This window comes from Paenibacillus sp. FSL R5-0470 (genome assembly GCF_037975205.1).
GTDB lineage: Bacteria > Bacillota > Bacilli > Paenibacillales > Paenibacillaceae > Paenibacillus_AQ.
On sequence record NZ_CP150238.1, the window covers coordinates 1986430 to 2010343 of the forward strand.

Below are 23914 nucleotides of genomic sequence, written 5' to 3' on the forward strand. Positions count from 1 at the left end.
ACTTATGACGACACAGACCATTCTTCCGGTGGATGCCGAGCGCTTGAGCGAATTATCGCATAGTAGCGGCGAACCGGGTTGGCTGAAAGAAAGCCGCTTGAAAGCACTTGAACTGGCAGCTACTCTGACACTGCCTAAATTAGAGAAGACACGGATTGATCGTTGGAATGTGAATAATTATGGTAGCTACAAAGCAAGCGAGACCATTGCTTCACTGAAGGATGCACCTGCTTCCATTTCCTCCTTGATCAAGGATCAGGAAGAAGGCAGTCTGATTATTCAACGTAACTCTGGTGCAGTATATACACGACTAGCTCCTGAACTTGCAGCACAAGGTGTTATTTTTACCGATCTGCAAACGGCTGTTAAAGAGCATGGAGATTTGGTACAACGTTACCTTCATAAGGCGATTCAGCCTGACGAGCATTCTATCGCTGCGCTTCATGCAGCACTATGGAACGGTGGAGTATTCCTCTATGTTCCTAAGAATGTAGTGGTTGAAACTCCACTTCAGGCGGTGCTGTTAACAGATGATGCGGAAGCTTCATTTGTTCCTCACATTCTGATTGTAGCGGATACTAACAGCTCCCTGACATACGTAGACAACTACGTGTCGGATAAAGAGGAAGCTGGCTTGCACAATGGTGCTGTAGAAGTATTCGTGGGTGCAGGTGCTAAAGTACGTTATGCTACAGTGCATCAGCTGGGCGTGGATACAACAGATGTGACTTACCGCCGCGCTGTTGTTGAGAATGACGGAACGATCGAATGGATTGTTGGAGAGATGAACTATGGTGATACAGCAAGTGATACCAAATCTGTGCTCAAAGGTAATGGCTCTAGCTCGGATGCTAAAGTAATTGCTGTAGGTACGGGATCACAGAAACTGAATTACACTACTCAAGCTCAGCATTTCGGCAAAAATACCCCAAGTGACATGATCACTCGTGCGGTTATGCGTGATAATGCTACTTCTATCATCAACGGAATTACCAAGATCGAGAAAGGTGCTACAAGAGCCGACGGTCAGCAAACAGAGAAAGTATTGATGCTGAGTCCAAAAGCCCGTGGTGACGCCAATCCGATCCTGCTGATCGATGAAGATGATGTTACAGCAGGCCATGCCGCTTCCGTAGGACAGGTCAATCACGAGCAAGTCTTTTACCTGATGTCCCGCGGAATTACACGGCATGATGCAGAAACTCTAATCATCTATGGCTTCTTGGCTCCTGTTGTGTCGCAAATTCCACTAGAGGGACTGCGCAATCAGCTCCAATCTCTTGTGGAAAGGAAGTTAGGTCAATGATTAGCAACGCCATCCGGGAGCAATTTCCCATACTGAACCAGAATGTGAACGGCCATCCACTGGTCTATCTTGACAGTGCTGCTACTTCACAGAAGCCTCGTCAAGTGATTGAGGCGGTCAAGTCGTATTATGAGTGGGATAACGCCAACGTACACCGTGGCGTCCATACTCTAGGCAGCCGTGCAACAGATGCCTACGAGGGAGCCCGGGAGAAGCTAGCTAAGTTTATTAACGCCCGCAGCACTAAAGAAATCATCTTTACGCGCGGCACAACCACTGCCCTAAATCTTGTTGCCTCTTCTTACGGGCCATCTGCAGTGGGTGAAGGCGATGAAATTGTCATCACCCTGATGGAGCATCATAGTAATTTGATCCCCTGGCAGCAGCTAGCTAAGAAGACAGGTGCTACTTTAAAATATATACCGTTGCAACCTGACGGAACGATTACGCTTGAAGATGCTGAGAAGATGATTACGGATAAAACCAAGATCGTTGCTATCGCTTATGTGTCTAATGTTATGGGAGTAACTCATCCGATTAAAGAGCTTGCGGCGATTGCTCATCGAAACGGTGCGGTAATTGTCGTAGACGGCGCACAGAGCACACCTCATGTGAAGGTCGATATGCAGGATCTGGATTGTGATTTCTATGCACTTTCCGGACATAAAATGCTAGCACCGACTGGAATTGGGGCTTTGTACGGCAAAAGAGCACTCCTTGAATCCATGGAACCTATTGAGTTCGGTGGCGAAATGATCGATGATGTGGGTCTCTATGAATCGACATGGAAAGAACTTCCTTGGAAGTTTGAGGGCGGTACGCCGATCATTGCAGGAGCTGTTGGATTAGGTGCAGCCGTAGATTTCTTACAAGAAATCGGCATGGATGAGATTCACAGCCATGAGAAGCAGCTTGCCGCATACGCAGAACAGCGTTTATCTGAAATTGATGGCTTGACCATTTATGGTCCGCGCAATCGTGAAGTTGGCGTTGTGACTTTTAATCTGGGTGACGTTCACCCGCATGATGTCGCTACAGTACTAGATGCGGAGGGAATTGCTATCCGTGCTGGTCATCACTGCTGTCAGCCGCTGATGCGCTGGCTGGAAGCCAGCTCAACAGCACGTGCGAGCTTTTACCTGTATAACACCGAGCAGGATGTAGATCGACTGGTGGACGGTTTAATCAAGACAAAGGAGTACTTCGGCTATGAACTTGGATGACTTGTACAGACGCGTAATTATGGATCATTATAAAAGTCCTAGGAATCGTGGTTCATTTGAAGATGATGCTCTGAAAATTGAACTGAATAACCCAACTTGTGGTGACCGTATTACACTTCAGCTTAAGGTAGAGGATGGAATCGTCAAGGATGCCCGTTATAACGGTGAAGGTTGCTCGATCAGTATGTCATCGGCTTCGATGATGACTGAGGCGATCAAAGGACAAACGGTTGAACGAGCACTCGAACTAGCCGATAACTTCTCCTTACTGATGAAGGGTGAAGACGTGGATTTTGGAGATTATGAAGACATTGAAGCCCTATCGGGTGTGAATAAATTCCCTGCACGGATCAAATGTGCAACACTGGCTTGGAACGCGCTTCGTAAAGGAATTGACGAAGAAGAGCAACATAAAAAACAGTAGAACAAGGAGGCTGACACCATGGCTAAGAAAGCGCCTGATATGGAAGAGTACCAATACGGGTTCCGTGATGAGCATAAGTCGATATTCCAGTCTGGTAAAGGTTTGACGGCCGAAATTGTTAAAGAAATTTCAGCAATCAAAAATGAACCACAGTGGATGCTTGATTTCCGCTTAAAATCCCTTGAACAGTTCCGTAAAATGCCGATGCCTACATGGGGCGGCAATATGGATGATTTAGATTTTGAGGATATTCAATATTATGTAAGACCTTCCGAAAAACAAGGGAAGACTTGGGAAGAAGTTCCTTCCGAAATCAAGGAAACCTTTGATAAGCTGGGTATTCCTGAAGCGGAACAGAAGTTCCTCGCCGGCGTATCGGCACAATATGAATCTGAGGTTGTATACCACAGCATGCAGAAGAGCCTTGAAGATCAAGGGGTTATTTTTACAGATACCGATACTGCACTGCGTGAACATCCAGAACTTCTTAAGAAGTTCTTCGGGACGATCATCCCTCCAACCGATAATAAATTTGCAGCACTTAACAGTGCAGTTTGGTCAGGCGGAAGCTTCATCTACGTTCCTAAAGGTGTGAAATGTGAAGTTCCTTTGCAGGCTTACTTCCGTATTAACTCCGAGAACATGGGACAATTTGAGCGTACCTTGATCCTCGCTGACGAAGATAGCTTCGTGCATTATGTAGAAGGCTGTACAGCGCCAATCTACAGCACGAATTCTCTGCACAGTGCGGTTGTTGAAATCTTGTGTATGAAGAACTCACGCGTTCGTTATACTACGATTCAGAACTGGGCTCCAAACATCTACAACCTCGTTACTAAACGTGCGGTTGCAGAAGAGAATGCTACGATGGAATGGGTCGATGGCAACATCGGTTCCAAGCTGACTATGAAATACCCTGCGGTTGTTCTTAAAGGCCGTGGAGCTAAAGGTTCAGTACTGTCCATCGCGGTAGCGGGTAAAGGCCAGCATCAGGATGCTGGTGCCAAGATGATCCATTTGGCTCCAGACACAACATCAACTATTGTATCGAAATCGATCAGTAAGCACGGCGGTAAAGTAACTTATCGTGGTCTTGCTTCCTTTGGCCGTCAGGCAGAAGGTGCGAAATCGAACATTAAATGTGATACACTCATTTTGGATAACGAATCCACTTCGGATACGATTCCTTACAATGAAATCATGAACGATAACATCGTGCTTGAGCACGAAGCAACGGTATCCAAAGTTTCTGAGGAGCAGCTGTTCTATCTAATGAGCCGCGGCCTAACAGAAGCTGAGGCAACTCAAATGATCGTTATGGGCTTCATCGAACCGTTCACCAAAGAACTGCCGATGGAATATGCGGTTGAAATGAACCGTTTGATAAAATTCGAAATGGAAGGAAGTATCGGTTAACCTTGATCTTCAAGGTTCCGGCTTCATTCTAATAAGTAATACAAAATACGTATTCGCAGTGATCTTGATGCTTTTATGCTCAAGTCACTCGAATACGTATTTTTTATTGCAAATTGAGATGGGGATTTTCATTCTAGAAGGTTAAATCCAAATTTTATGCAAATAAGCTTGATAAAAGTTTATTTTGGAGGGGGTGATCAGATCAAGGATCATGATGTTTCTTAATTCAACAGCATTAAGGAGGAAACTCGAGTATTTTAAGACAATGATGGTCGTTTATCACCTATATATGGGTCTTTTTTCCGAAATAACAGGATAAACGCTCAATTCTACCCTTTGCCGCTTTAAATTAGGGATGATACACTGCTTAAAGTCACTAAAATTGAAAGCGCTAAAAAATAGCTTTATTTTGTAAAGCTAAGTCTATGCTTACGAAGCAGCTTTACTTCGTAAAGCTTTAAGGAGGAGAGATATGGATGTTCTCAGGCAACTGCGAGGCTATTACCGAGAGAAGCTACATTATTTGATTCTTTCGATTGTATGCTTGGCCGCCGCAACTGCAGTGGGGCTAATTACCCCCAATTTGTTAAGGAAGCTGATCGATGAAGTAATTGTTCCACTCAAGTTTAAAGAGGTGCCCGTGTTGGCTCTCAGTGTGTTAGCTGTAGTAATCGTAAAAGCATGCCTGCAATTTGCACATGGTTTTTTTGGAGGGCGGTTAGGTAATTTTCTAGCATATCGGCTACGTAACGCTTGTTATGAGAAATTACAATTTCTATCTTTCCGTTATTATGATACCGCGAAAACAGGAGATCTGATGTCCCGGCTGACCGGGGATTTGGAAGCGATTCGGAACTTTATCGGTTTTGGTTTTGCTCAGTTGTTAAATGTGTTTTTTATGGTGCTCTTTGGTTCTATCATGATGTTCACCATTAATTGGCAGCTAACATTGGTTACTTTGATTACTATGCCATTTCTGGCAGCAGTAGCTTTAAGATTTGAGTCCAAGATTCATCCGGCCTTCCAAGAGATGCGCCTTGCGCTGAGTTCTCTGACAACGGCTGTACAGGAGAATATCACGGGTGTGCGAACTGTCAAATCGTTTGCTAGAGAGGCTCACGAAGTTGAAAAATTCTCACACCGTAATGAACGTTATAAGAATAATCAGATTTTTGCCGCTGAGCTCTGGAGTAAGTTTTTTCCGGTCATGGAGCTTCTAGCATCGGTAAGTATAGCTATCCTGTTAGGCGTAGGTGGTACACTCGTCATTAACGGGAAAATGTCACTAGGTGAATTGGTTGCCTTCTTCAGTTTGATTTGGTACATCATTGGACCGGTATGGGGTCTAGGCTTTCATATTAATAACTATACACAGTCCAAAGCTTCGGGAGAACGTGTACTTGAAGTACTTAATCAAAAAATTGATGTTAAGGATAAAGAGGATGCCCGTGAACTAGTACCTTCCGAGGTTAAGGGGGACGTTGCCTTTAATCATGTCACCTTTGCGTACGGGAACAAAATGCCTGCTGTTACTGACATCCATTTTGAAGCTAAATCAGGTGAAATTATCGGATTTCTTGGAGGCACAGGTTCAGGTAAATCCACTATTACTCAACTGATGATGCGTGCTTATGATGTCAATGAAGGGAGTATTACGCTGGATGGCATTGATATTAGAGAGTACAGTGTGCGCAGCCTGCGGTCACAGATTGCCACCGTATTCCAGGAAACATTCCTGTTCTCCTCATCCATCCGCAACAATATTTCATATGGCTTGAAAAATGTAAGCATGGAGGAGATTATCCGTGCTGCACAGCTGGCAAAGGCGCATGATTTCATTATGGAGATGGCAGACGGCTATGACACTGTAGTGGGTGAACGCGGGATGGGTCTCTCTGGCGGACAAAAGCAGCGGATTGCGATCGCAAGAGCCCTGCTTAAGAATCCGCGTATCCTCATCCTCGACGATGCGACCAGTGCGGTCGATATGGAAACGGAACATGAGATTCAAGCGGGATTCCAGGAGGTCATGAATGGGCGTACAACACTTATAATCGCCCATCGGATATCCTCCTTGCGACATGCGGATCAGATCATTGTTATGAACGAAGGTCATGTTCAGCAGCGTGGTACTCATCAGGAGCTAATTGAAGTTCCGGGTCCATACCAAGATGTATACCGGATACAATATGCTGACTATCTGGCCAGAGCTACCGGAAGAGGGGAGGAGTGAGGCATATGAAACTTGAAGCCAAACAGAACACCGCTTCGGGAGCAAAGCGTAAAGCAGCCGAGCAGAAGACACTTGATGAACGTTTCGTGTACAAAGATGATGATGTGATCGACAAAGCGTTTGACTGGAAGCAGTTCACCAGATTATTCAGCTATATGAAGCCTTACGCCAAACAGATGCTTCCACTGGTTTCTATCATGATGATTCTGGGAACCATTACGAAGCTGACCGTTCCTTTCTTGACAAGTTTAGCTATCGACCGTGCTATAGCGCCTAAGGTTGGGAATCCAAGCTTAACACTTCTTTATTCGCTTACGGCAGGTGTCATTGTCTTATATCTCATTCAATGGATTGCAGGTGTGTACCGGATTAAGTACACGAACATCATTGGACAAAGAGTCATTTATGACTTGCGTTCTGACTTGTTCAAGCATATTCAGAAGCTCTCTTTTAACTTCTTCGATAAACGCCCAGCAGGTTCGGTATTAGTACGTGTGACGAATGATATCAACTCACTGCAGGATTTGTTCACGAACGGGGTAGTCAATCTGATGATTGACTGTGTACAGCTTTTAGGGATTACCATTATTCTGTTATTGATCAACTGGAAACTTGGTCTTGCAGTAATGGTTACGGTTCCGATCATGTTCTTTATTTCTACTAAGCTACGGCAGAAGATTCGGATCGCTTGGCAGGATGTGCGGATGAAGAACTCTAGAATTAATTCTCACTTGAACGAATCGATTCAGGGGATCAGAGTCACACAGGCCTATACACAAGAACGTGAAAACATGAATTATTTCGATTTTATGAATACAGATAGCAAAAAGTCCTGGAATAAAGCTTCTGCGATGAACCAAGCTTTCGGGCCGATGATCGAGATCACTGGTGGTTTTGGAACGATGATCCTCTTTTGGTTAGGGGCGTATCTCATCCAATCTGGCGAGCTTACTGTCGGTTTGTTGGTAGCGTTTAGTTCTTATGTCAGCAACTTCTGGGACCCGATCAACCGTCTGGGGCAGATGTATAACCAACTGCTGGTAGCGATGGCCTCCTCAGAACGGATCTTTGAATATTTGGATGAGCAGCCTTCGGTTCAAGATAATCCAGGGGCTAAACCACTAGGGACGATTCGTGGAGATATTAACTTTAATAAGGTTGTTTTTGAATATGAAAAAGGTCGGGCGGCTTTAAAGGGCATCGATCTGGATGTAAAAGCTGGGCAATCGATCGCGCTGGTGGGTCATACTGGCTCGGGGAAAAGTACGATTATTAACCTGATTGGCCGGTTCTATGATATTAAGAGCGGAAGAATTACGATTGACGGTGAAGATATCCGTGAAGTTACTCTAGATAGTCTGAGAAGGCAGATCGGAATCGTGCTGCAGGACACCTTCATTTTCTCAGGAACGATTCGCGATAATATCCGATTTGGTCGACTGGATGCTACCGATGAAGAAGTGGAAAATGCCGCGAAAGCAGTAGATGCCCATGACTTTATTATGAAGCTTCCTGGAGGGTATGAGACAGAGGTAGAAGAGCGTGGTAGTGCCTTGTCCATGGGACAGCGTCAGCTGCTCTCCTTTGCCCGTGCACTATTGGCGAATCCACGAATTCTGATCCTTGATGAAGCTACGGCAAGTATTGATACAGAGACGGAGCTGAAGATTCAAGAGGCACTCAAAATCTTACTTCAGGGCAGGACCTCCTTTATCGTCGCTCATAGACTATCTACCATTCGCCATGCGGATAAAATAGTCGTTCTGGACCATGGTGAGATTAAAGAAGAAGGAACCCACCGAGAACTGACATCACGTGATGGTGTGTATAACGGATTAATAGAAGCGCAGTTCCGCTTTCTATAGCAAAGAACAACAGCCCATTCCCCTTGCGAAAGCAAATGAGGAGTGGGCTGTTTTATATCGTACGTCCAATTATTTCGGGCGTTTAGGTAATCTACCTGTTATACGTAGCTCAAACATTTGGGCACAAATATCCTGATGCCACTGTGTATCCGTTGTTTGTTCCGCTAACAGTATTTCATTCTGTAGTCGTGCCATCTCCCAACAGTAAGTGGCATTCACCTGAAGGCATTGCTGTTGTTCCGTTTCTTCGGAGGCTGTAAGCTGGCGTAGACGACTTAGAGTGAACAGCTCGGCAAGACGTTCATGGACTGGAAGCATACTTTTTACCTCCTAGAAATATTTAAACCACATATTAGTCTCGCCAAGAAAAGTGTAATTCAATCATCAAGAGATTAATGATAGGAGGGGTACAACTGACTAAGGATTATGGGCAATGGGAGGATTTGTTGGGGATTTGTAGGAAGGAAGAATTTAGGTAGGTACAGATTAAAGAAGGTAAGGAATAAGGAACCTGGATTCGGAGCTTTCTATTGCAGTATTTACAATAGAAAGCTCCGAATCCACTCATAAAATAGCATCTACTGCACTTTGTGCAACAGTATTAGGAAAATGTGCTTATAAAAGACGTTTTCTTTATTTTTGATTGCATAAAATACAACAGAACTACAATCCAGCTCTACGTTCATAAATTCTGTTGTGCAAAATACAACAGAAAAAATCCCCCGAAAGAAAACGGGGGATCATGGATTTCGAAAGATAGCTTTGAGGCCCCGATCTTTGCGCCAGCAAAGCAGGAGCCTCAAGGTGAGGTTACACAAGGCGTTCCTTCTATCCACCATCGCCACAAGTATACATCAAACTTCCGGGTGTCCAGAGGGCGGAGCCCTTGGGGCCCTCCCTTGGAAGGGAGGGTTTGGGAGGGATCGAAATGCCTTAGTCCATGTAAATTTCTACAATGGCAACGTTCCGTTCGCGGGAAAGATCCACGAACATTCCGTCAACCTTTACCAGTGGTCGGAAAATATCGACCAGATTGTTCATAATAATTACGCCAATATCACCTGTGTTCAGCAACACACGCTTGCCGATGAAGTTGGGCATTAAATGCTGGATAAAGGCTTGAACGGTTTTAGCGTTCAGTTTACCGAAACTTAGATTGTTAATTTCACGCAGGACGGAAATAAGCTCTTGCTTCGACTGATAGACTCGTTTAGAAGTCATCGCACTATAAATGTCAGCTACAGCTGCAATTTGTGCATAAGGATGAATATCAGTTTTGGTTAGACCGCTCGGATAGCCAGAGCCGTCCTCACGCTCATGATGTTGGAGCGCAGCCAAAGCTGTGTAAGAATCGTCCATGGAATTACGTATAATTTCGTAGCCGTACTTAGTATGTAGTTTGATTTCCTCGAACTCATCTGGCGTTAGCTTCCCTGGTTTATTCAAGAGAGAGGGTGAAATTCGGCATTTTCCAATATCAATCAAATAGCCTGCACGACCAATTTCATAGCATTCTTGTTTGGAATAACCAAGCCATATCGCAATATAATAAGAGAGCATGCCTACCTGAAGGGAGTGATTATAGGTATAGTTATCTTCCCGATCTAGCAAAAGCAGGAGGGACACTACATCTTTATGCTTGTCCAAAGTTTGAAGCGAAGGCTGAAGAATGTCGTTTACCACGGATTGGTTGAAGCTTCCTTTTAATAACGCTTCCATATAAAGAGACTCGAAGCCGTCAATCATGGTATCAAAACTAGTGGTCACCGTCTGAATAATTGAAGGTCTGCTGAGGGGTGATACCTCTTCTTCTAACGTCTCGATATCAACATAATCAACTCCAAGCTGCATCAGCTTGGCGATATCATTTATTTGGAGCAGTGATCCTTTTGGTAGTACATGTAAACCCCTAGAACTATACGCGTCCGCGTTAAGGTGATTACCAGGTTTTAGATCCGAGACGTGTACTCTCAATGCCTATGCCACCTTTTATCCGATTTTATCCAGAATATCAACAAAGTTCAGATTTTTCAATCAAAAAGGAGAAAAGATTATTTGTGGATTGTATCACTGGCTTTTTGATCAGAGTTCACCCAATGTTGGCCCGATTCATTAATGTCTTTTTTCCAAACGGGAACCGTCTGTTTCAATTGTTCAATGGCAAAGCGACTGGCTTCGTAGCAGGTATCGCGATGAGGTGTGGAGACGGCAATGATAACACTTGCTTCCTTTAAACCTACAAGCCCAATGCGGTGAGATATGGCGCAGTTTGCGTTCCAGCGGTTCTTCACTTCTTTACCAATCTCCTCTAGTTTACTTAAGGCCATAGGAATATAGGCATCATAATGAAGTACGGTTGTACGTTGTTCTCCGGTCATTTCACGTGTAGTGCCGATAAATAATAAGGATGCTCCGTGATTGACGTCAAGAACGTCATCTAGAAGCTTCTCTGCATTTAAAGGCTGGTCCGTTATGCTATAGAGACCATCAGTAGTAGCTTCATATATAGTGCCATTCTCCCCCCCGGAAACTGGAGGAATAAGTGCGACTTCGGAAGACGCTGTGATGATAGAATCATCAGGAGCATACTCCCGGTCAATGGCAATTAAAGAAGCCCCAATTTGGGATGCTGCATTAGGATAAGAGGCAGATAGAAGCTCCTTTAGCTTGCCAGCTGTTAAGGGAATCTCAGTCGCTTGGAAGGACAGAGAAGAAGAGCCGATTGTCTCAGCCAGACCCGCGAATAGTCGGATAGTAATATGCATTTTTATTCTCCTCTGATGTATGATCTGATGTCTTCAATATACCATAATGTGTCTGAAAATGTTATGCTAGGCTCTATAAGATCACGCACCGACTGCTTCATTAAAGAGCAGCTCAAGGGTAGGAGGGATGTTGCTTATGGGGCATGTGCCACAAAGACTGACCATACTTCATACCAATGATATACATAGCCATTTTGAAATGGTAAGTCCGGTGGCAGCGGAAATCGCCGCACAAAGGGCTGCAGCGGGAGAAGAGCCTGTACTGCTGCTGGATATTGGTGATCATATGGATCGTGCAGCTGTTGAGACAGAAGGCACTATGGGTCAGGCTAACATCGACGTATTAAACTTAACAGGATATGATGCTGTAACCATTGGCAATAATGAGGGGCTCACTTTCTCTCAGGAGATGTTGTCATCTATTTTTTCCGGGTTACAGTGTCCGGTAGTATGCTGTAATTTTGTAGAGTCTTCGACAGGAGAGCCACCAAGCTGGATGAAGCGTCATGCGGTTTTGGAGAAGGATGGAATTAGAATTGGAGTGACCGGAGCAACAGCGGCATTTACTTCGTTCTATTCCCTTTTGGGCTGGGATGCTTTAGATCCTGAGACAGCACTCCGGGAACAATGCCTACTTTTAGCGCCACAGGTGGATATTTTAATCGTTCTATCTCATCTCGGACTTCCTACGGATAAAATTCTGGCAGAACGGTTAGAGGGCGTACATGCCATTCTTGGTGGACATACGCATCATCTGTTAGAAGAGCCTATTATGATTAATGGTACTGCCGTATGCGGTGCTGGGAAATTCGGTCGGTATCTCGGGCGTCTACAATTTGAGCGACTAGATCCTCAGTCTGATTTCAGCTTAGTGACGGGTGGATGTATTCCTATTGACCCCCTTCTAAAGGAGGAGGTTATAGGTCCTGCAGTCGCTATTCATTTGAAGCATGGCCAAGAATCTCTTCAGACGATCGCTGCGATTACTGACCGTGAGCTTCCTTTGAACTTACGGGGAGAGTCCCCCTTTGGCAATCTTTTGGCACAAGCAGTACGTAGATTTACAGGAACTAGTATGTCATTAGTTAACACGGGTCAGCTGCTAGGACCATTGCCCGAAGGCGAGGTTACGACAGGGATGCTGCACGCACTTTGTCCTTCTCCCATCAATACTTGCATCATTAAGCTGAAGGGTATAGATATTCGCACAGCTTTGGAACAGAGCCTTACAGAGGAGTTTTATAGTAAGGTCATTTACGGGTACGGTTTCCGCGGGAATCATCTGGGCAGCTTGGCAGTAGATGGATTAAAAATCTTGTACGACCCACTAATGATACCGTATGATAAGAGTGTTGCAGTTTTTGTCGAAGGAAACCCACTGGAGGATGAAAGAGAGTATAATGTTGGTACGCTGGACATGTTTACTTTCAGGGCCGGCTATGAGACGATCGCGAATGGGAAGGATGCTTTGTTTCTATTGCCACATTTTTTGCGCGATCTCTTGCGGATGGAGTTACAGCGTCCAAACAGCCTCGATGAATGCATGCTCACTCGCTGGGAGGCTAAGTCTGAATAAGGCCGACAGCTCATAATCTACACTTATAGACTCCATTTAACAGTGCTAGATTCCCAAAAATAGGAGGACATTATGGACACGATTACAGCTATTATTTTAGCAATTGTCGAAGGAATCACTGAATTTATTCCTGTATCTTCGACCGGACACATGATCTTGACCACGAAGCTATTAGGTTTCGCTGAGCAAGATTCGATTATGAAGACTTATGAAATTGTAATTCAACTAGGGGCGATTTTGGCGATTGCACTTGTTTACCGCAAGCGAGTACTCAATTTGCTAGGGATTGGACGTAGTAGTTCAGGTAGAGGAGGCGTTATGCCGGCATCCCGTCTGAACTTAATTCATGTGATTCTCGGGATTGCCCCAGCACTTGCTGTGGCATTTTTTGCCCGCGATTTTATCAAAAGTCTTTTTGGAGCTTCGACTGTACTCTGGGCACTTGTGGCCGGAGGGATTCTAATGATTGTTGCAGAATGGGTGAACAGACGCAAAATACGAATTACTGCTCACGAACTGGATGATTTGTCTTACGGACAGGCGCTCGCGATTGGATTGTATCAGATTATTTCGGTACTTTGGCCGGGCTTCTCCCGTTCCGGGTCTACTATTTCCGGGGGGATGTTAAGCGGGGTCAGCTATAAGGCTTCTGCGGATTTCTCCTTCCTCATAGCCATTCCTATTATGTGTGCGGCTTCCGGGTATGAACTGCTGGATTCGTATAAAAACTTCACAAGTGAGACGATTGGTTATTTTGTAATTGGTTTTCTGATTTCTTTTGTAGTGGCATATTTAGTGGTCATTTTGTTTATGAAATGGATTCAAAAGATTCGATTAACGCATTTCGCGATCTATCGATTTATTCTTGCTGCTGTATTCTGGTTGTTTATTATGCGTTAATGCCCATTGGCATAGACCTAGACACATCTGATTTTCTTTAAGGTACACCTGTCTGAATTTCCATAGAAACGGTATAGACAAAGCGTGTGACCCAAGGATTTCAATACAGAATAGCATTTTACCGTTAAAGGCAGGAGTGAGTTTAGTGCGTTTAGTATCCGTGAATCAGCTTCAAGCAGGCATGAAATTAGGTAAAAAAATATATAATGATGAAGGTCTAACTCTACTCGCGGACGGGGTAGAGCTTACGGATGCATTGATCAAGCGTCTTGCAAGAATTGATATCGGCTATATCTACATAGAGGATTCTGTCACGGACGATATTGTGATTACTGGTATTCTACAGGATGAGACGCGCAATCAGGCCCTAAAGGTGATTCGTAATCAATTTCAGCAAATGTCTGGGGCTTCAGGAATTACCAAGGGTCTGTATCATCTGGACAAAAAATTTTCTAAGATCATGGATAACATTTTAGACGATATGTCTTTACAAGAAGATCCGATGATCATGCTGATGGATATGCACACTGCTGATAACTATTTATATGTCCATTCCCTGAATGTCTGCTTGTACACTTTAGTGCTTGGTATTGCTCACGGGTATAGTAAAGAGGAACTTCGAGTGATTGGGCTAGGCGCACTGCTGCATGATATTGGGAAGACACAAATCCCGATAAAAATCGTACAGAAACCCGGCAGGCTCAGTGATGAAGAATTCCGCCACATGCAGGCTCATACCGAGATTGGGTTTCAGATTCTAAAGGAGGAGCCGAATATCCCGCTGCTCGCAGCACATTGTGCCTTGCAGCATCATGAACGCATTGATGGTTCCGGATATCCTCGCGGATTAACAGGACCCCAAATCCATGAATATGCCAAGTGGCTGGGTGTAGCGGACTCCTACGATGCCATGACCTCCAATAGGGTCTACAAAAAGGCTATGCTGCCACATCAAGCCGTTGAGGCGCTCTATGTTGGTTCCGGTACTTTATATGAGCAGAAGCATTTAGAGTTGTTTAGAGATCGCGTAGCTATCTATCCGCTGGGGCTTACGGTGAAGCTCAGTACGGGGGAGAGCGGGGTTGTGGTCAAAATAGATCCAAGTACGCCTCACAGACCCGCCGTACGTGTGCTTACGGGTCCTGAAGGAGAGAAAGTCGTACCGTTTGAACGAGATCTTAGTAAAGCCCTCTCCGTTGTTATTATTGACGTCGCAGAACAAGGCGGTTCTCTGGAAACGCCAAATTGATTATTTATAGCAGCGTGGAGAGAAGATTAGGCTTGTCCGAAGATATATCGGAAGCCTATTTTTCGTCTCGCTGCTTTTATTTTTTTGAAATGTAGGGCAAGTATAGAAGGCCAGAAAGACATCATAAGTGCAGTTTTTTTGACTAACGTGGTATGATATAGGGTAAGTCATCGTTCTTTCTTCATGATTTTGGGTTAATAATAGGAATAAGATTTAAAGGAGCTAGTACAAATGAATGTTTTAAGACCATTAACATCTTCACCGAGGGAGCTGTCGCCAAGTTACGATCCATGGGATCCAATCACTTCTCTACGTAAGCATGGCCGCCATGTGCTAACGAGTGTGGAATTCACTGTAACCAATTTATGCAATATGCGGTGTGAGCACTGTGCTGTTGGTGATAGTCTAACCTCCAAAGAAGGAGATATGCTACCGCTTAAGAACATGCTAGACCGTTTAGAGGAAGTTGAGCATCTAGAAACTATTAGTATTACGGGCGGAGAGCCCATGTTCCGCGCCGGAACGGTGGATAATATCATTGTGCCATTGTTGAAATACGCCAAAGAGCGGGGAATCAGATCCCAAATTAATTCTAATCTGACGATGCCGTATTCCCGTTATGAGAAGCTGCTTCCATATCTGGACGTTATGCATATTTCATTTAATTATGTGAACGGTGACGATTTTCATGAAGTCGGTTTTGCGAACAGTGGTCATGCGGTTGCTAAGGAAGCCGCTTACCGGCTATATAATACAATGATTGAGAACTCTCGCCAACTAAGTGAGGATGGTATGTTAATTTCTGCGGAAACTATGATTAATTACCGTACCCACACTAAGCTGCCTGAAATTCATAAGCTGATTCTCGACATGGGAGCAAAACGCCATGAAGTTCATCCGATGTACAATTCGAGCTTTGCTTCCGCTTTGCCAGTGTTATCTTTAAATGAAATGCGGACAGCGATCCATTCGTTACTGGACCAGCGTGATCCAGAGGTATGGATGTTGTTCGGCACGCTTCCGTTTTTTGCTTGCAGCTTCCTTGAAGAAGATCAGAAATTGCTAAGTAGAATGCGCGCAGAGAAGAATGTTACGCTTCGTAACGATCCGGATGGTCGGAATCGTGTGAACGTTAATATGTTTACTGGAGATGTTTTCGTTACAGATTTCGCTGATATCGCAGCCTTTGGTAACATAGACAACCAAAAACTGGATGATATATTTATCGATTGGCAGACGAAGCATCCGCTGAACCAGAAGGTGAATTGTTACTGCGATGCAGCAGGTTGTTGCGGACCTAACCTGTTAGTAGCGGATATGTATTATCCGGAAGTTGATTTCAAAACTAGAAAAGCGATCAATCTGTAGAAATGAGGCGTTGTTAAAGTGGCGCATACGGAATTTGAAGTAGGGAGATTAATGCTTAATCTTTTGCTTGTTCTGGTGCTCGTATTATTGAACGGTATTTTTGTAGCAGCGGAGTTCTCATTAGTTAAGGTCAGGCAGTCTCGTCTGACCCAACTTGTCAGTGAAGGTAATAAAATGGCTGGATATGCACTCAAGGTAAATAAGAGACTGGATTCTTACTTATCTGCCACCCAGTTTGGGATTACACTCGCGTCACTGGGATTAGGCTGGGTCGGTGAGCCGGCCATTTCAGAGCTGCTCGTTGAACCGTTAATGTATAAAATGGGGATTACCGACGGTACTCTGATTTCTACTGTTTCTGTTGTTATCGGATTTTCGATTATTACATTTTTACATATTGTACTTGGTGAGCTTGCACCGAAATCACTTGCGATTCAAAGAACAGAAGGATCTGCGCTACTGCTCTCGGCACCGCTGATGTTCTTCTATAATCTCTTTATGCCTTTTATCTGGATACTGAATGCATCGGCGAACGCATTGCTTCGTTTAGTGGGTGTTGAGCCCGCGAATGAGAGTGAGGCAGCTCATTCGGAAGAGGAAATTCGTATCCTGATGAATCAGAGTGCTAAGAGTGGTGTCATTGATAAAGATGAGATGAAGCTGATGGATAACATCTTTGAATTCTCTGATCTTCTCGCCCGTGAAGTCATGTTGCCTCGTACGGATATGGATGTGCTGTACAGCAATCTTTCGCTCGAAGAAAATATGAAGATTATTACCGAAACAAGACATTCACGTTATCCGGTTGCTTTTGAAGACAAGGACCGTATTATTGGTTTTATTCATATTACCGACTTGCTGTTTGCTCCACTTGAGCAGCAGAATGATCTTACGACGCTGGTTCGACCAATCCTTAACGTGCCGGAATCGATGGAGATTAGCCATACGCTTCGTTTTATGCAGAAGAATAAAGCTCAGCTAACGCTAGTTGTCGATGAATACGGCGGTACAGCCGGGCTACTGACAGCAGAAGAAATTCTGGAAGAAATCGTAGGCGATCTGCATGACGAATTCGAAGATGAGCGTCCGAGTGTGGAGCGTAATGGTGATTATATTTCCGTTGAAGGCCGGATGCTGATTGAAGATGTCAACGATCTTACGGGTGTAGTGATCGAGGATGATGAAGTGGATTCCATTGGTGGCTGGTTGTTTAAGGAGCTGGAGGGGAATCCAACCAAAGGAAAACGGGTTAAAGTAGAAGATGTGATATTTGAAGTCGAGGAATCGACAAGATTGCGGATTACTCGAATTAATATCCATCGGGAACCCCCTGTTGAGAACGAAGAAAATCCATCAGAGCCGGACGGAAATAAAGAATAACCTATTGAAAATAGTAAAGTATTGTTCCGGATGTTCAGGGATAAAGTGAACTCCTCCTGCTAGAGCTGCATGGCTCATGACAGGAGGAGTTTTTTGTGGACACATAAAGGACATAGCGTTCGACTATGCTAATATTTATAAATGGTTTGAAAGCGGGGTCTAGATTGAAAAAAAAGCTCCTTCTCGTTGAGGATGAAATTCGTATTCGTGAACTGGTGTCTGATTATTTCATACAGAATGATTGGGAAGTACTCGAAGCCGATAATGGAATAGATGCATTGGTTTGGTTTGACTCACTACTGCCGGATCTGCTGATTTTGGATATCATGATGCCTGCTATGAATGGCTTTGAAGTATGCCGTGAAGTTCGTGAAAAATCAGCGGTACCTATCATTTTGTTAACCGCCAAGTCTACGGATGACGACAAAATCTACGGCTTTGAATTAGGAGCCGATGATTATGTTACAAAGCCATTTAGTCCAAAGGTGCTGGTAGCCCGGGCAAATGCACTTATGAAGCGTGTTGAAGGCTCTCATCAGCCTGAATCCAGCATAATAAAATTTGGTTCCGCGATGTTTAACACCTTAGCTCATCGCTTAGAGGTAGAAGATGCGGAAGTGGAGCTTACCCCTAAGGAATATGATCTTTTATGGCTTTTAATACGAAACAAAGGGATTGTCATTTCAAGGGATACGATCCTTAGTCGGATCTGGGGAATTGAATTTGAAGGAGATTCTAGAGTTGTGGACAGTCATATTAAAAAGCTGCGAAGTAAATTGGGTTATGAATCACGTTTTATTCGTACGGTGATTGGCACAGGGTACATGTTCGAGGAAGAGGCATGAGAAGACGGGGAATTACTTTTAAACTGTTTGTGATGACCGTTATCTTTTTCCTCTGCTTTTATGGCATGGTCATTCTAAGCCAATTGCTGTTGTTTGACAATTTCTATCAGAAGCAAAAAGAAAACCGCGTGGAGAAACATCTTAAAAGCTTTGCTGCAAGATATATAAGCGAGCCGTGGGGAAGCACTCGAACCTCTCAGGAGCTCGTTCGGTTTATGCTGCGGAATAAAACACAAATGGTTATTTTGAAGCTGGATGGAAAGATGAATTCGGAAGATCCATTTCATATAAAGTTAATCGATGATGATGGAAAGAGTATGGTTGTTTCTTTATCCCTATTCATGAATCAGTACGGAGATGCGCTTAGAGCAGCGAACATTAAAGTAGATGATCAGCTCAGCATCGAAGGCGAACTACTGGATGAAGACAGTTCTTCACCCGCTATAATCTACCCAATAAGTATTACAAAAAAAGAGACCGGAACAATAGGGGATACGGAAGAGACTGGGATGATTCACGCTTCAGGTACTGTTACAGAAATTGTATTGCCTGATTTGAAAATATGGAATCCACGCCAGGGAATACTGTTTGAAGCTCTAGAGGAATGGTTTCCTTTGACACCGGCGCAGATAAACGACTTCAAGAATTTGAAAATACAGAAGCAAGACTGGATTGCTCCCTGGAGTGGGAGTCGCAATACGGTGATTATTTTACCCCTTAAACAAAGTACCGGAGAAATTGAACTACTATTCACAGTCACCTCATTACAGGAAGTCAAGGATTCGAACGAGGCGTTGCGTTGGTTCTTTTTATATCTGGGGATAGGCGGCATTGTTCTGATTTTGGTTCTTTCTCTCTTTTTTTCGAAAATGGTAACACGTCCGCTAATTAAGTTAAACAACATAGCCAAACGGATGGTTTCTCTGGACTTTACAGGGGACACATCGATTCGGCAGAAGGATGAGCTAGGCAGTCTTTCTAATAGCATGTTCACCTTATCACTAAGTCTGGATTCTGCTTTACGAGAGTTAAGAGAGGCCAATCAGCAGCTAGTTGAGGATATGGAGCAGAAACAAAGAATGGAGATCATGCAGCAGGACTTTTTTGCCAATGCCTCCCATGAATTGAAGACACCGCTCAGTATTATCAAAGGTTTTGCCGAGGGATTAGAAGACGGCGTTAGCGCCGGCAAGCAGGATCACTACATTAAGGTGATTATTGAGGAAGCAGATAAAATGGAGTTTCTTGTTAAAAATATGCTAGATCTAGCGCGGTTGGAGTCGGGCACGATTAAACTTCGGAAAACTTCCTTTATGTTAAGTGAACTGACGGAAAAGGTGACGGACAAGCTGGTTCACTTGCTGAGTGAAAAACATTTGGAGGTCATCATTATTCCTGCAAACGAATTACCGATATATGCTGATGTGAACTGGATCGAACAAGTTCTGCTGAATTTTATGACCAATGCTATCAGACATGCGGAAGAAAGAAGTTCTATCACCGTCAATATTGAGAGTCATGCCCAGACTATTGTATTCACTGTTCAAAATATAGGAGAATCCATCCCCGAAGATCAGCTAGAGCAAATCTGGGAACGGTTCTATCGGTCTGAGCCATCTCGCAGTCGAATGACGGGCGGTACAGGTCTGGGGCTTTCCATTGCGAAGCGAATATTAGATATGCACGCTTGTCTTTATACTGTGAAAAATACGGAGAACGGCGTCAGCTTTACTGTGACCTTTGAAGGTTAAACGGATCAACAAAAATACTACAATGAAAGGGGTGAAATCGTATGAAATTGAATTGGTTGCCTTCAATGTGCACACTTGCAAACTTGGGACTCGGATCACTATCTTTGTATTTCACGATTCAAGAACGATACAGCCTGGCTTTATTTATGATATTGCTTGCGGCAATATGCGATGTACTCGATGGATTACTGGCAAGAATACTGCAATGTACCAGTGAATTCGGTAAACAATTGGACTCATTGGCGGATATTATATCATTTGGTTTAGCGCCAACCTTCCTTATCTTATTGTATAGGTTAGAAGATGCTCACTGGATTGGACCTGCAGCTTCAGTATTCTTTTTGATCTGTGGTGCACTTCGTTTGGCCAGATTTAATCTATCGGCACCTTCCAAAGGGTTCGTGGGGATGCCCATTACTGCTGCTGGAGTCATTCTGTCGATGATTTCTTTACTAGATGAACGCATGAAACCAGGACTGGTCATCGTATTAATGGCAATACTGTCTGTAATGATGGTCAGTCGTATTCCATTTCCGTCACTTAAAAAATCCTTCAACAGGAAGTGATACACCCATGCCTTGGATTATTGAGATCATTTCGCAGTACGGATATTTAGCCATATTTGCCCTTATGGCACTTGGGATTATCGGACTTCCTGTACCGGATGAGGTGTTAATGCTGTTTGTAGGCTATTTATCCTCCGTTATGGTTTTGGACTTTTCACTTTCGGTATTGGTCTGTTTCATGGGATCTATCACCGGGATGCTTATCAGCTATACCATTGGTTTAAGACTAGGGCAACCTGTGGTAGAAAAATTCGGCAAGTGGGTTGGCCTTACACCCAAGCGTTTTGCCAGTATGAAGAGATGGTTTTTGCGGTTCGGCAACTGGGCGATTTTCATTGCCTATTTCATTCCCGGTCTGAGGCATGTATCAAGCTATATCTCTGGAATCAGTGCTATGTCTTTCAAAAAATATATACTCATAACGACTGCAGGAGCGCTAACCTGGTCACTCCTTTTTGTTTCCATCGGCTTTTTTGTGGGGGCTAAGTTTTCCTTTTTATAGCCAGTGGATGATCAGCAATATTAATCGCAATCGAATGGAGCAAGATCTATGAATGTATTGAAGCGATTCTACGCGAATATAACCACCAGGCGTTTTTTTATTCTCGCACTTATCGGGTTGCTGCTGTTCAGTATTCGAGGGATGCTTAATCTGGTGTTGCTGACGTTTTTGATTGCTTTTGTCATGAACAGCTTTCAGACATTGCTTAGTAAACGAATTGGTAAATTTATGAAGGTTAACAGTAAGGTGATTATTGTCATTTTATACCTCGCTTTAATCGCAGTGATTGTACTGGCCCTTGCTAAATATCTCCCTAAAGTATTGGAACAGATTAAGCAATTAACCATCTTCCTTACCAATCTCAAACCAGAAGATCTCCCGCAGAACAAGATTACATTGTATTTGTATGATATGCTCAGGGACCTTAACTATCAGTCCTACATCAAAAGAGGTATCGATTATGTGTTGAAGGTTAGCAACTGGGGTGCGACTTTCGTTATATCGACCATTCTAAGTTTTGTGTTTATTCTGGAGAAGAACCGGGTTGTCAGTTTCACTTCTAGAATGAGAGAGAGCCGAATTGCCTGGTTTTATATAGATCTGGAGTATTTTAGCCGAAAATTCATCGTTTCCTTTGGGAAAGTAATTGAAGCGCAAATTCTCATTGCCTTATTCAACACCTGTCTTACTATTATTGGCTTGTGGCTGCTTAACTTCCCATATTTATTTGCCTTATCGATCTTGATTTTTCTGCTCAGTCTCATTCCGGTGGTTGGTTTTTTGATTTCGCTCATTCCGCTCTTAATCATCGGCTACAACATCGGCGGTCTGACAACAGTCACTTATGTGCTGGCGATTATTGCGGTATTACATTTTATCGAAGGGTATTTCTTGAACCCAAAGTTGATGTCCACAAAAATGAATTTGCCGATGTTCTACACCTTTATAGTGTTGTTGTTTTCTGAGCATTATATAGGTGTCTGGGGACTTCTTCTTGGCATTCCCATCTTTGTTTTTATGTTGGATATCCTTGAGATTACCCACGAAGATTCGTCAAAAAAGTGAAGTCTAGATCTTAATATTCAATAAGATCCAAATAATAAGCTGTTTTCGGTACTTTTCCGAAGGCAGCTTATTTGTTGTGCAATTGCATGACAATCTTGCTCCAGTGCTTTTTTTATAAATAACGTTTTATAATGTGTCCTGCTGTCATAAGTTAGCTAAGGGAGTAATAAACAAGGAACAGGAACAAAGGAGGTACGAAAAATGGAATCACAGCTACGGAGGTATACCCCGTTTAGGGGCCCGTTTGATCCTTGCCCACCGGTACCATTCAAGACATATGTAGTTCCACCGAATCAGTTCATTAACTTTCAGCCACCCGATCTTCCGCAGTTTAGTTTACAGGAAGCTTTGAAGTATGGCACGCTCTGGCCAGCACTGTTCAGCCCGTATGAATCTAAGTGCAAAGGAGGAGGGAAGTAGACTATGGAGGCAAACCCTTGCGATCAACGATATTATGAAATGCTTGAACAGCTGCAGACTCTTGATTTTGCCTTGGTGGAATTAAACTTATATCTGAACACTCATCCAGATGATTTAAGAAGTATTGAACAATTTAATCAACTGACTCAGGAACGTACCAAGCTAGCGAATCAATTTCAGGAATTATATGGTCCGCTGCAGAATTTTGGTCGCGCTTATTCGAAATGTCCGTGGGAATGGAATCAGGCTCCTTGGCCTTGGCAGGTGTAAGAAGTGTGTACTGTAAGGAACTAAGTTTCTAGAGGAGGGGAAGTTCCCGAATGTGGATATATGAGAAGAAGCTGCAATATCCGGTACGGGTCGGTAAATGTGATATCCGGATGGCGCGTTATTTAAGTGAGCAATACGGAGGAGCCGACGGTGAGCTCGCCGCAGCCCTGCGCTATATGAATCAAAGATACACGATTCCGGATAAAGTTATTGGCGTTTTGAACGATATTTCTACAGAAGAATTCGCCCACCTCGAGATGATTGCCACGATGATCTACAAGCTGACAAAGGATGCGTCGGTTTGCGAATTAGAGGAAGCTGGATTAGGACCGCATTTTGCAGCACATGATCATGCCTTGTTCTACAATAATGCCTCAGGCGTACCGTTTACAACTGCTTATATTCAAGCTAAGGGTGACCCGCTGGCAGATTTGTATGAGGACATTGCAGCGGAGGAAAAAGCTCGGGCTACATACCAGTGGCTGATTGATATGACGGATGATGTGGATCTGCAGGATAGCCTTAAGTTCCTGCGGGAGCGGGAAATTATTCATGCGATTCGGTTTAAAGAAGCCGTCCAGATTATTATTGATGACCGGGATCAGAAGCGGGTGTTCTGAGAGAAGTTGTCGCATTACTATTATTTATATATTAATGAACTTTATGACCGCTCCTGATGGAGACGGTCTTTTCTCTGTTATAAATGATTGTGGGAACTGCTCGGGTGAACAAAATGATATAATTAAGAAACGTGGTTAATGGCAGAAATGATCAGATCTTTGATCAGAAA

General features: G+C 43.8%; 22 protein-coding genes. 19 read left to right on the plus strand and 3 right to left on the minus strand.

What is annotated here, in order from left to right; genetic code table 11:
• The first annotated feature begins 4 nt into the window (after nt 1–4).
• From sufD to MKY99_RS08560, 6 genes are all read left to right on the plus strand, one after another.
• A complete protein-coding gene (gene sufD, locus MKY99_RS08535) occupies nt 5–1306 on the plus strand; it encodes a Fe-S cluster assembly protein SufD (protein ID WP_042186353.1) in 1302 nt (433 codons plus the stop codon).
• Nucleotides 1303–2529, plus strand: coding sequence for a cysteine desulfurase (locus MKY99_RS08540; RefSeq protein ID WP_339269883.1), 1227 nt, complete (start codon nt 1303–1305; stop codon nt 2527–2529). The genes sufD and MKY99_RS08540 overlap by 4 nt, the downstream gene beginning before the upstream one ends.
• Nucleotides 2516–2953: a Fe-S cluster assembly sulfur transfer protein SufU gene (sufU, locus tag MKY99_RS08545; protein WP_339269885.1), complete on the plus strand. Its 438-nt coding sequence runs from the start codon at nt 2516–2518 to the stop codon at nt 2951–2953. The genes MKY99_RS08540 and sufU overlap by 14 nt, the downstream gene beginning before the upstream one ends.
• An 18-nt stretch (nt 2954–2971) precedes the next feature.
• Nucleotides 2972–4369 carry a Fe-S cluster assembly protein SufB gene (sufB, locus tag MKY99_RS08550; RefSeq protein ID WP_042186357.1) on the plus strand — a complete coding sequence of 466 codons (1398 nt, stop codon included), beginning with the start codon at nt 2972–2974 and terminating at the stop codon, nt 4367–4369.
• Between the two features lie 472 nt (nt 4370–4841).
• Entirely contained in the window at nt 4842–6602 is a 1761-nt protein-coding gene (locus tag MKY99_RS08555; RefSeq protein ID WP_042186359.1) for an ABC transporter ATP-binding protein, read from the plus strand.
• Nucleotides 6603–6607: 5 nt separating this feature from the next.
• Nucleotides 6608–8467 carry an ABC transporter ATP-binding protein gene (locus MKY99_RS08560; RefSeq protein ID WP_042186361.1) on the plus strand — a complete coding sequence of 620 codons (1860 nt, stop codon included), beginning with the start codon at nt 6608–6610 and terminating at the stop codon, nt 8465–8467.
• Between the two features lie 69 nt (nt 8468–8536).
• Here MKY99_RS08560 and MKY99_RS08565 read toward each other — a convergent pair whose 3' ends face one another.
• The 3 genes from MKY99_RS08565 to MKY99_RS08575 form a co-directional block, all read right to left on the minus strand.
• Nucleotides 8537–8785: a hypothetical protein gene (locus tag MKY99_RS08565; RefSeq protein ID WP_042186363.1), complete on the minus strand. Its 249-nt coding sequence runs from the start codon at nt 8783–8785 to the stop codon at nt 8537–8539.
• 615 nt (nt 8786–9400) lie between these two features.
• A complete protein-coding gene (locus tag MKY99_RS08570) occupies nt 9401–10441 on the minus strand; it encodes an HD-GYP domain-containing protein (RefSeq protein ID WP_339246409.1) in 1041 nt (346 codons plus the stop codon).
• A gap of 77 nt (nt 10442–10518) precedes the next feature.
• The gene (locus tag MKY99_RS08575; RefSeq protein WP_339269888.1) at nt 10519–11232 is read right to left on the minus strand and encodes a molybdenum cofactor biosynthesis protein MoaE; all 714 of its coding nucleotides are present in this window, start codon (nt 11230–11232) and stop codon (nt 10519–10521) included.
• 136 nt (nt 11233–11368) lie between these two features.
• Here MKY99_RS08575 and MKY99_RS08580 point away from each other — a divergent pair, with 136 nt between their 5' ends.
• The 13 genes from MKY99_RS08580 to MKY99_RS08640 all read left to right on the plus strand — a co-directional run bounded on the left by MKY99_RS08580 (nt 11369) and on the right by MKY99_RS08640 (nt 23744).
• Nucleotides 11369–12808, plus strand: a complete 1440-nt coding sequence (locus MKY99_RS08580) for a bifunctional UDP-sugar hydrolase/5'-nucleotidase (RefSeq protein ID WP_339269890.1) — start codon at nt 11369–11371, stop codon at nt 12806–12808.
• A 72-nt stretch (nt 12809–12880) separates the two neighbouring features.
• Complete coding sequence (locus MKY99_RS08585; protein WP_042186371.1) at nt 12881–13708, plus strand: undecaprenyl-diphosphate phosphatase; 828 nt, start codon at nt 12881–12883, stop codon at nt 13706–13708.
• A gap of 145 nt (nt 13709–13853) precedes the next feature.
• Nucleotides 13854–14957 (plus strand): HD-GYP domain-containing protein, encoded by a 1104-nt coding sequence (locus MKY99_RS08590; RefSeq protein WP_339269892.1) that lies wholly within the window; start codon nt 13854–13856, stop codon nt 14955–14957.
• A gap of 231 nt (nt 14958–15188) precedes the next feature.
• Nucleotides 15189–16325, plus strand: a complete 1137-nt coding sequence (gene yfkAB / locus MKY99_RS08595) for a radical SAM/CxCxxxxC motif protein YfkAB (protein ID WP_149645890.1) — start codon at nt 15189–15191, stop codon at nt 16323–16325.
• A gap of 51 nt (nt 16326–16376) precedes the next feature.
• Nucleotides 16377–17705 (plus strand): hemolysin family protein, encoded by a 1329-nt coding sequence (locus tag MKY99_RS08600; protein ID WP_339271556.1) that lies wholly within the window; start codon nt 16377–16379, stop codon nt 17703–17705.
• Nucleotides 17706–17869: 164 nt separating this feature from the next.
• Nucleotides 17870–18550 carry a response regulator transcription factor gene (locus tag MKY99_RS08605; protein WP_060624606.1) on the plus strand — a complete coding sequence of 227 codons (681 nt, stop codon included), beginning with the start codon at nt 17870–17872 and terminating at the stop codon, nt 18548–18550.
• A complete protein-coding gene (locus tag MKY99_RS08610; protein WP_339269894.1) occupies nt 18547–20301 on the plus strand; it encodes a HAMP domain-containing sensor histidine kinase in 1755 nt (584 codons plus the stop codon). The genes MKY99_RS08605 and MKY99_RS08610 overlap by 4 nt, the downstream gene beginning before the upstream one ends.
• 41 nt (nt 20302–20342) lie before the next feature.
• Nucleotides 20343–20867: a CDP-diacylglycerol--serine O-phosphatidyltransferase gene (gene pssA, locus MKY99_RS08615; RefSeq protein ID WP_042186382.1), complete on the plus strand. Its 525-nt coding sequence runs from the start codon at nt 20343–20345 to the stop codon at nt 20865–20867.
• A 7-nt stretch (nt 20868–20874) separates the two neighbouring features.
• A complete protein-coding gene (locus tag MKY99_RS08620) occupies nt 20875–21369 on the plus strand; it encodes a DedA family protein (protein ID WP_042186384.1) in 495 nt (164 codons plus the stop codon).
• A 48-nt stretch (nt 21370–21417) separates the two neighbouring features.
• On the plus strand, nt 21418–22434 hold the full coding sequence (locus MKY99_RS08625) for an AI-2E family transporter (RefSeq protein WP_042186385.1): 1017 nt from the start codon (nt 21418–21420) through the stop codon (nt 22432–22434).
• Between the two features lie 201 nt (nt 22435–22635).
• The gene (locus MKY99_RS08630; protein ID WP_042186387.1) at nt 22636–22854 is read left to right on the plus strand and encodes a spore coat associated protein CotJA; all 219 of its coding nucleotides are present in this window, start codon (nt 22636–22638) and stop codon (nt 22852–22854) included.
• 3 nt (nt 22855–22857) lie between these two features.
• Nucleotides 22858–23124: a spore coat protein CotJB gene (locus tag MKY99_RS08635; RefSeq protein ID WP_042186389.1), complete on the plus strand. Its 267-nt coding sequence runs from the start codon at nt 22858–22860 to the stop codon at nt 23122–23124.
• Nucleotides 23125–23174: 50 nt separating this feature from the next.
• A complete protein-coding gene (locus tag MKY99_RS08640) occupies nt 23175–23744 on the plus strand; it encodes a manganese catalase family protein (protein ID WP_149645896.1) in 570 nt (189 codons plus the stop codon).
• The last annotated feature ends 170 nt before the right edge of the window (nt 23745–23914 follow it).

What these genes read in the sequence shown, in the direction of transcription:
- sufD (WP_042186353.1), top strand. Translation starts at nt 5, where the DNA reads ATGACGACACAGACCATTCTTCCGGTGGATGCCGAGCGCTTGAGCGAA.
- MKY99_RS08540 (WP_339269883.1), top strand. Translation starts at nt 1,303, where the DNA reads ATGATTAGCAACGCCATCCGGGAGCAATTTCCCATACTGAACCAGAAT.
- sufU (WP_339269885.1), top strand. Translation starts at nt 2,516, where the DNA reads ATGAACTTGGATGACTTGTACAGACGCGTAATTATGGATCATTATAAA.
- sufB (WP_042186357.1), top strand. Translation starts at nt 2,972, where the DNA reads ATGGCTAAGAAAGCGCCTGATATGGAAGAGTACCAATACGGGTTCCGT.
- MKY99_RS08555 (WP_042186359.1), top strand. Translation starts at nt 4,842, where the DNA reads ATGGATGTTCTCAGGCAACTGCGAGGCTATTACCGAGAGAAGCTACAT.
- MKY99_RS08560 (WP_042186361.1), top strand. Translation starts at nt 6,608, where the DNA reads ATGAAACTTGAAGCCAAACAGAACACCGCTTCGGGAGCAAAGCGTAAA.
- MKY99_RS08565 (WP_042186363.1), bottom strand. Translation starts at nt 8,785, where the DNA reads ATGCTTCCAGTCCATGAACGTCTTGCCGAGCTGTTCACTCTAAGTCGT.
- MKY99_RS08575 (WP_339269888.1), bottom strand. Translation starts at nt 11,232, where the DNA reads ATGCATATTACTATCCGACTATTCGCGGGTCTGGCTGAGACAATCGGC.
- MKY99_RS08580 (WP_339269890.1), top strand. Translation starts at nt 11,369, where the DNA reads ATGGGGCATGTGCCACAAAGACTGACCATACTTCATACCAATGATATA.
- MKY99_RS08585 (WP_042186371.1), top strand. Translation starts at nt 12,881, where the DNA reads ATGGACACGATTACAGCTATTATTTTAGCAATTGTCGAAGGAATCACT.
- yfkAB (WP_149645890.1), top strand. Translation starts at nt 15,189, where the DNA reads ATGAATGTTTTAAGACCATTAACATCTTCACCGAGGGAGCTGTCGCCA.
- MKY99_RS08600 (WP_339271556.1), top strand. Translation starts at nt 16,377, where the DNA reads ATGCTTAATCTTTTGCTTGTTCTGGTGCTCGTATTATTGAACGGTATT.
- MKY99_RS08610 (WP_339269894.1), top strand. Translation starts at nt 18,547, where the DNA reads ATGAGAAGACGGGGAATTACTTTTAAACTGTTTGTGATGACCGTTATC.
- pssA (WP_042186382.1), top strand. Translation starts at nt 20,343, where the DNA reads ATGAAATTGAATTGGTTGCCTTCAATGTGCACACTTGCAAACTTGGGA.
- MKY99_RS08620 (WP_042186384.1), top strand. Translation starts at nt 20,875, where the DNA reads ATGCCTTGGATTATTGAGATCATTTCGCAGTACGGATATTTAGCCATA.
- MKY99_RS08625 (WP_042186385.1), top strand. Translation starts at nt 21,418, where the DNA reads ATGAATGTATTGAAGCGATTCTACGCGAATATAACCACCAGGCGTTTT.
- MKY99_RS08630 (WP_042186387.1), top strand. Translation starts at nt 22,636, where the DNA reads ATGGAATCACAGCTACGGAGGTATACCCCGTTTAGGGGCCCGTTTGAT.
- MKY99_RS08635 (WP_042186389.1), top strand. Translation starts at nt 22,858, where the DNA reads ATGGAGGCAAACCCTTGCGATCAACGATATTATGAAATGCTTGAACAG.
- MKY99_RS08640 (WP_149645896.1), top strand. Translation starts at nt 23,175, where the DNA reads ATGTGGATATATGAGAAGAAGCTGCAATATCCGGTACGGGTCGGTAAA.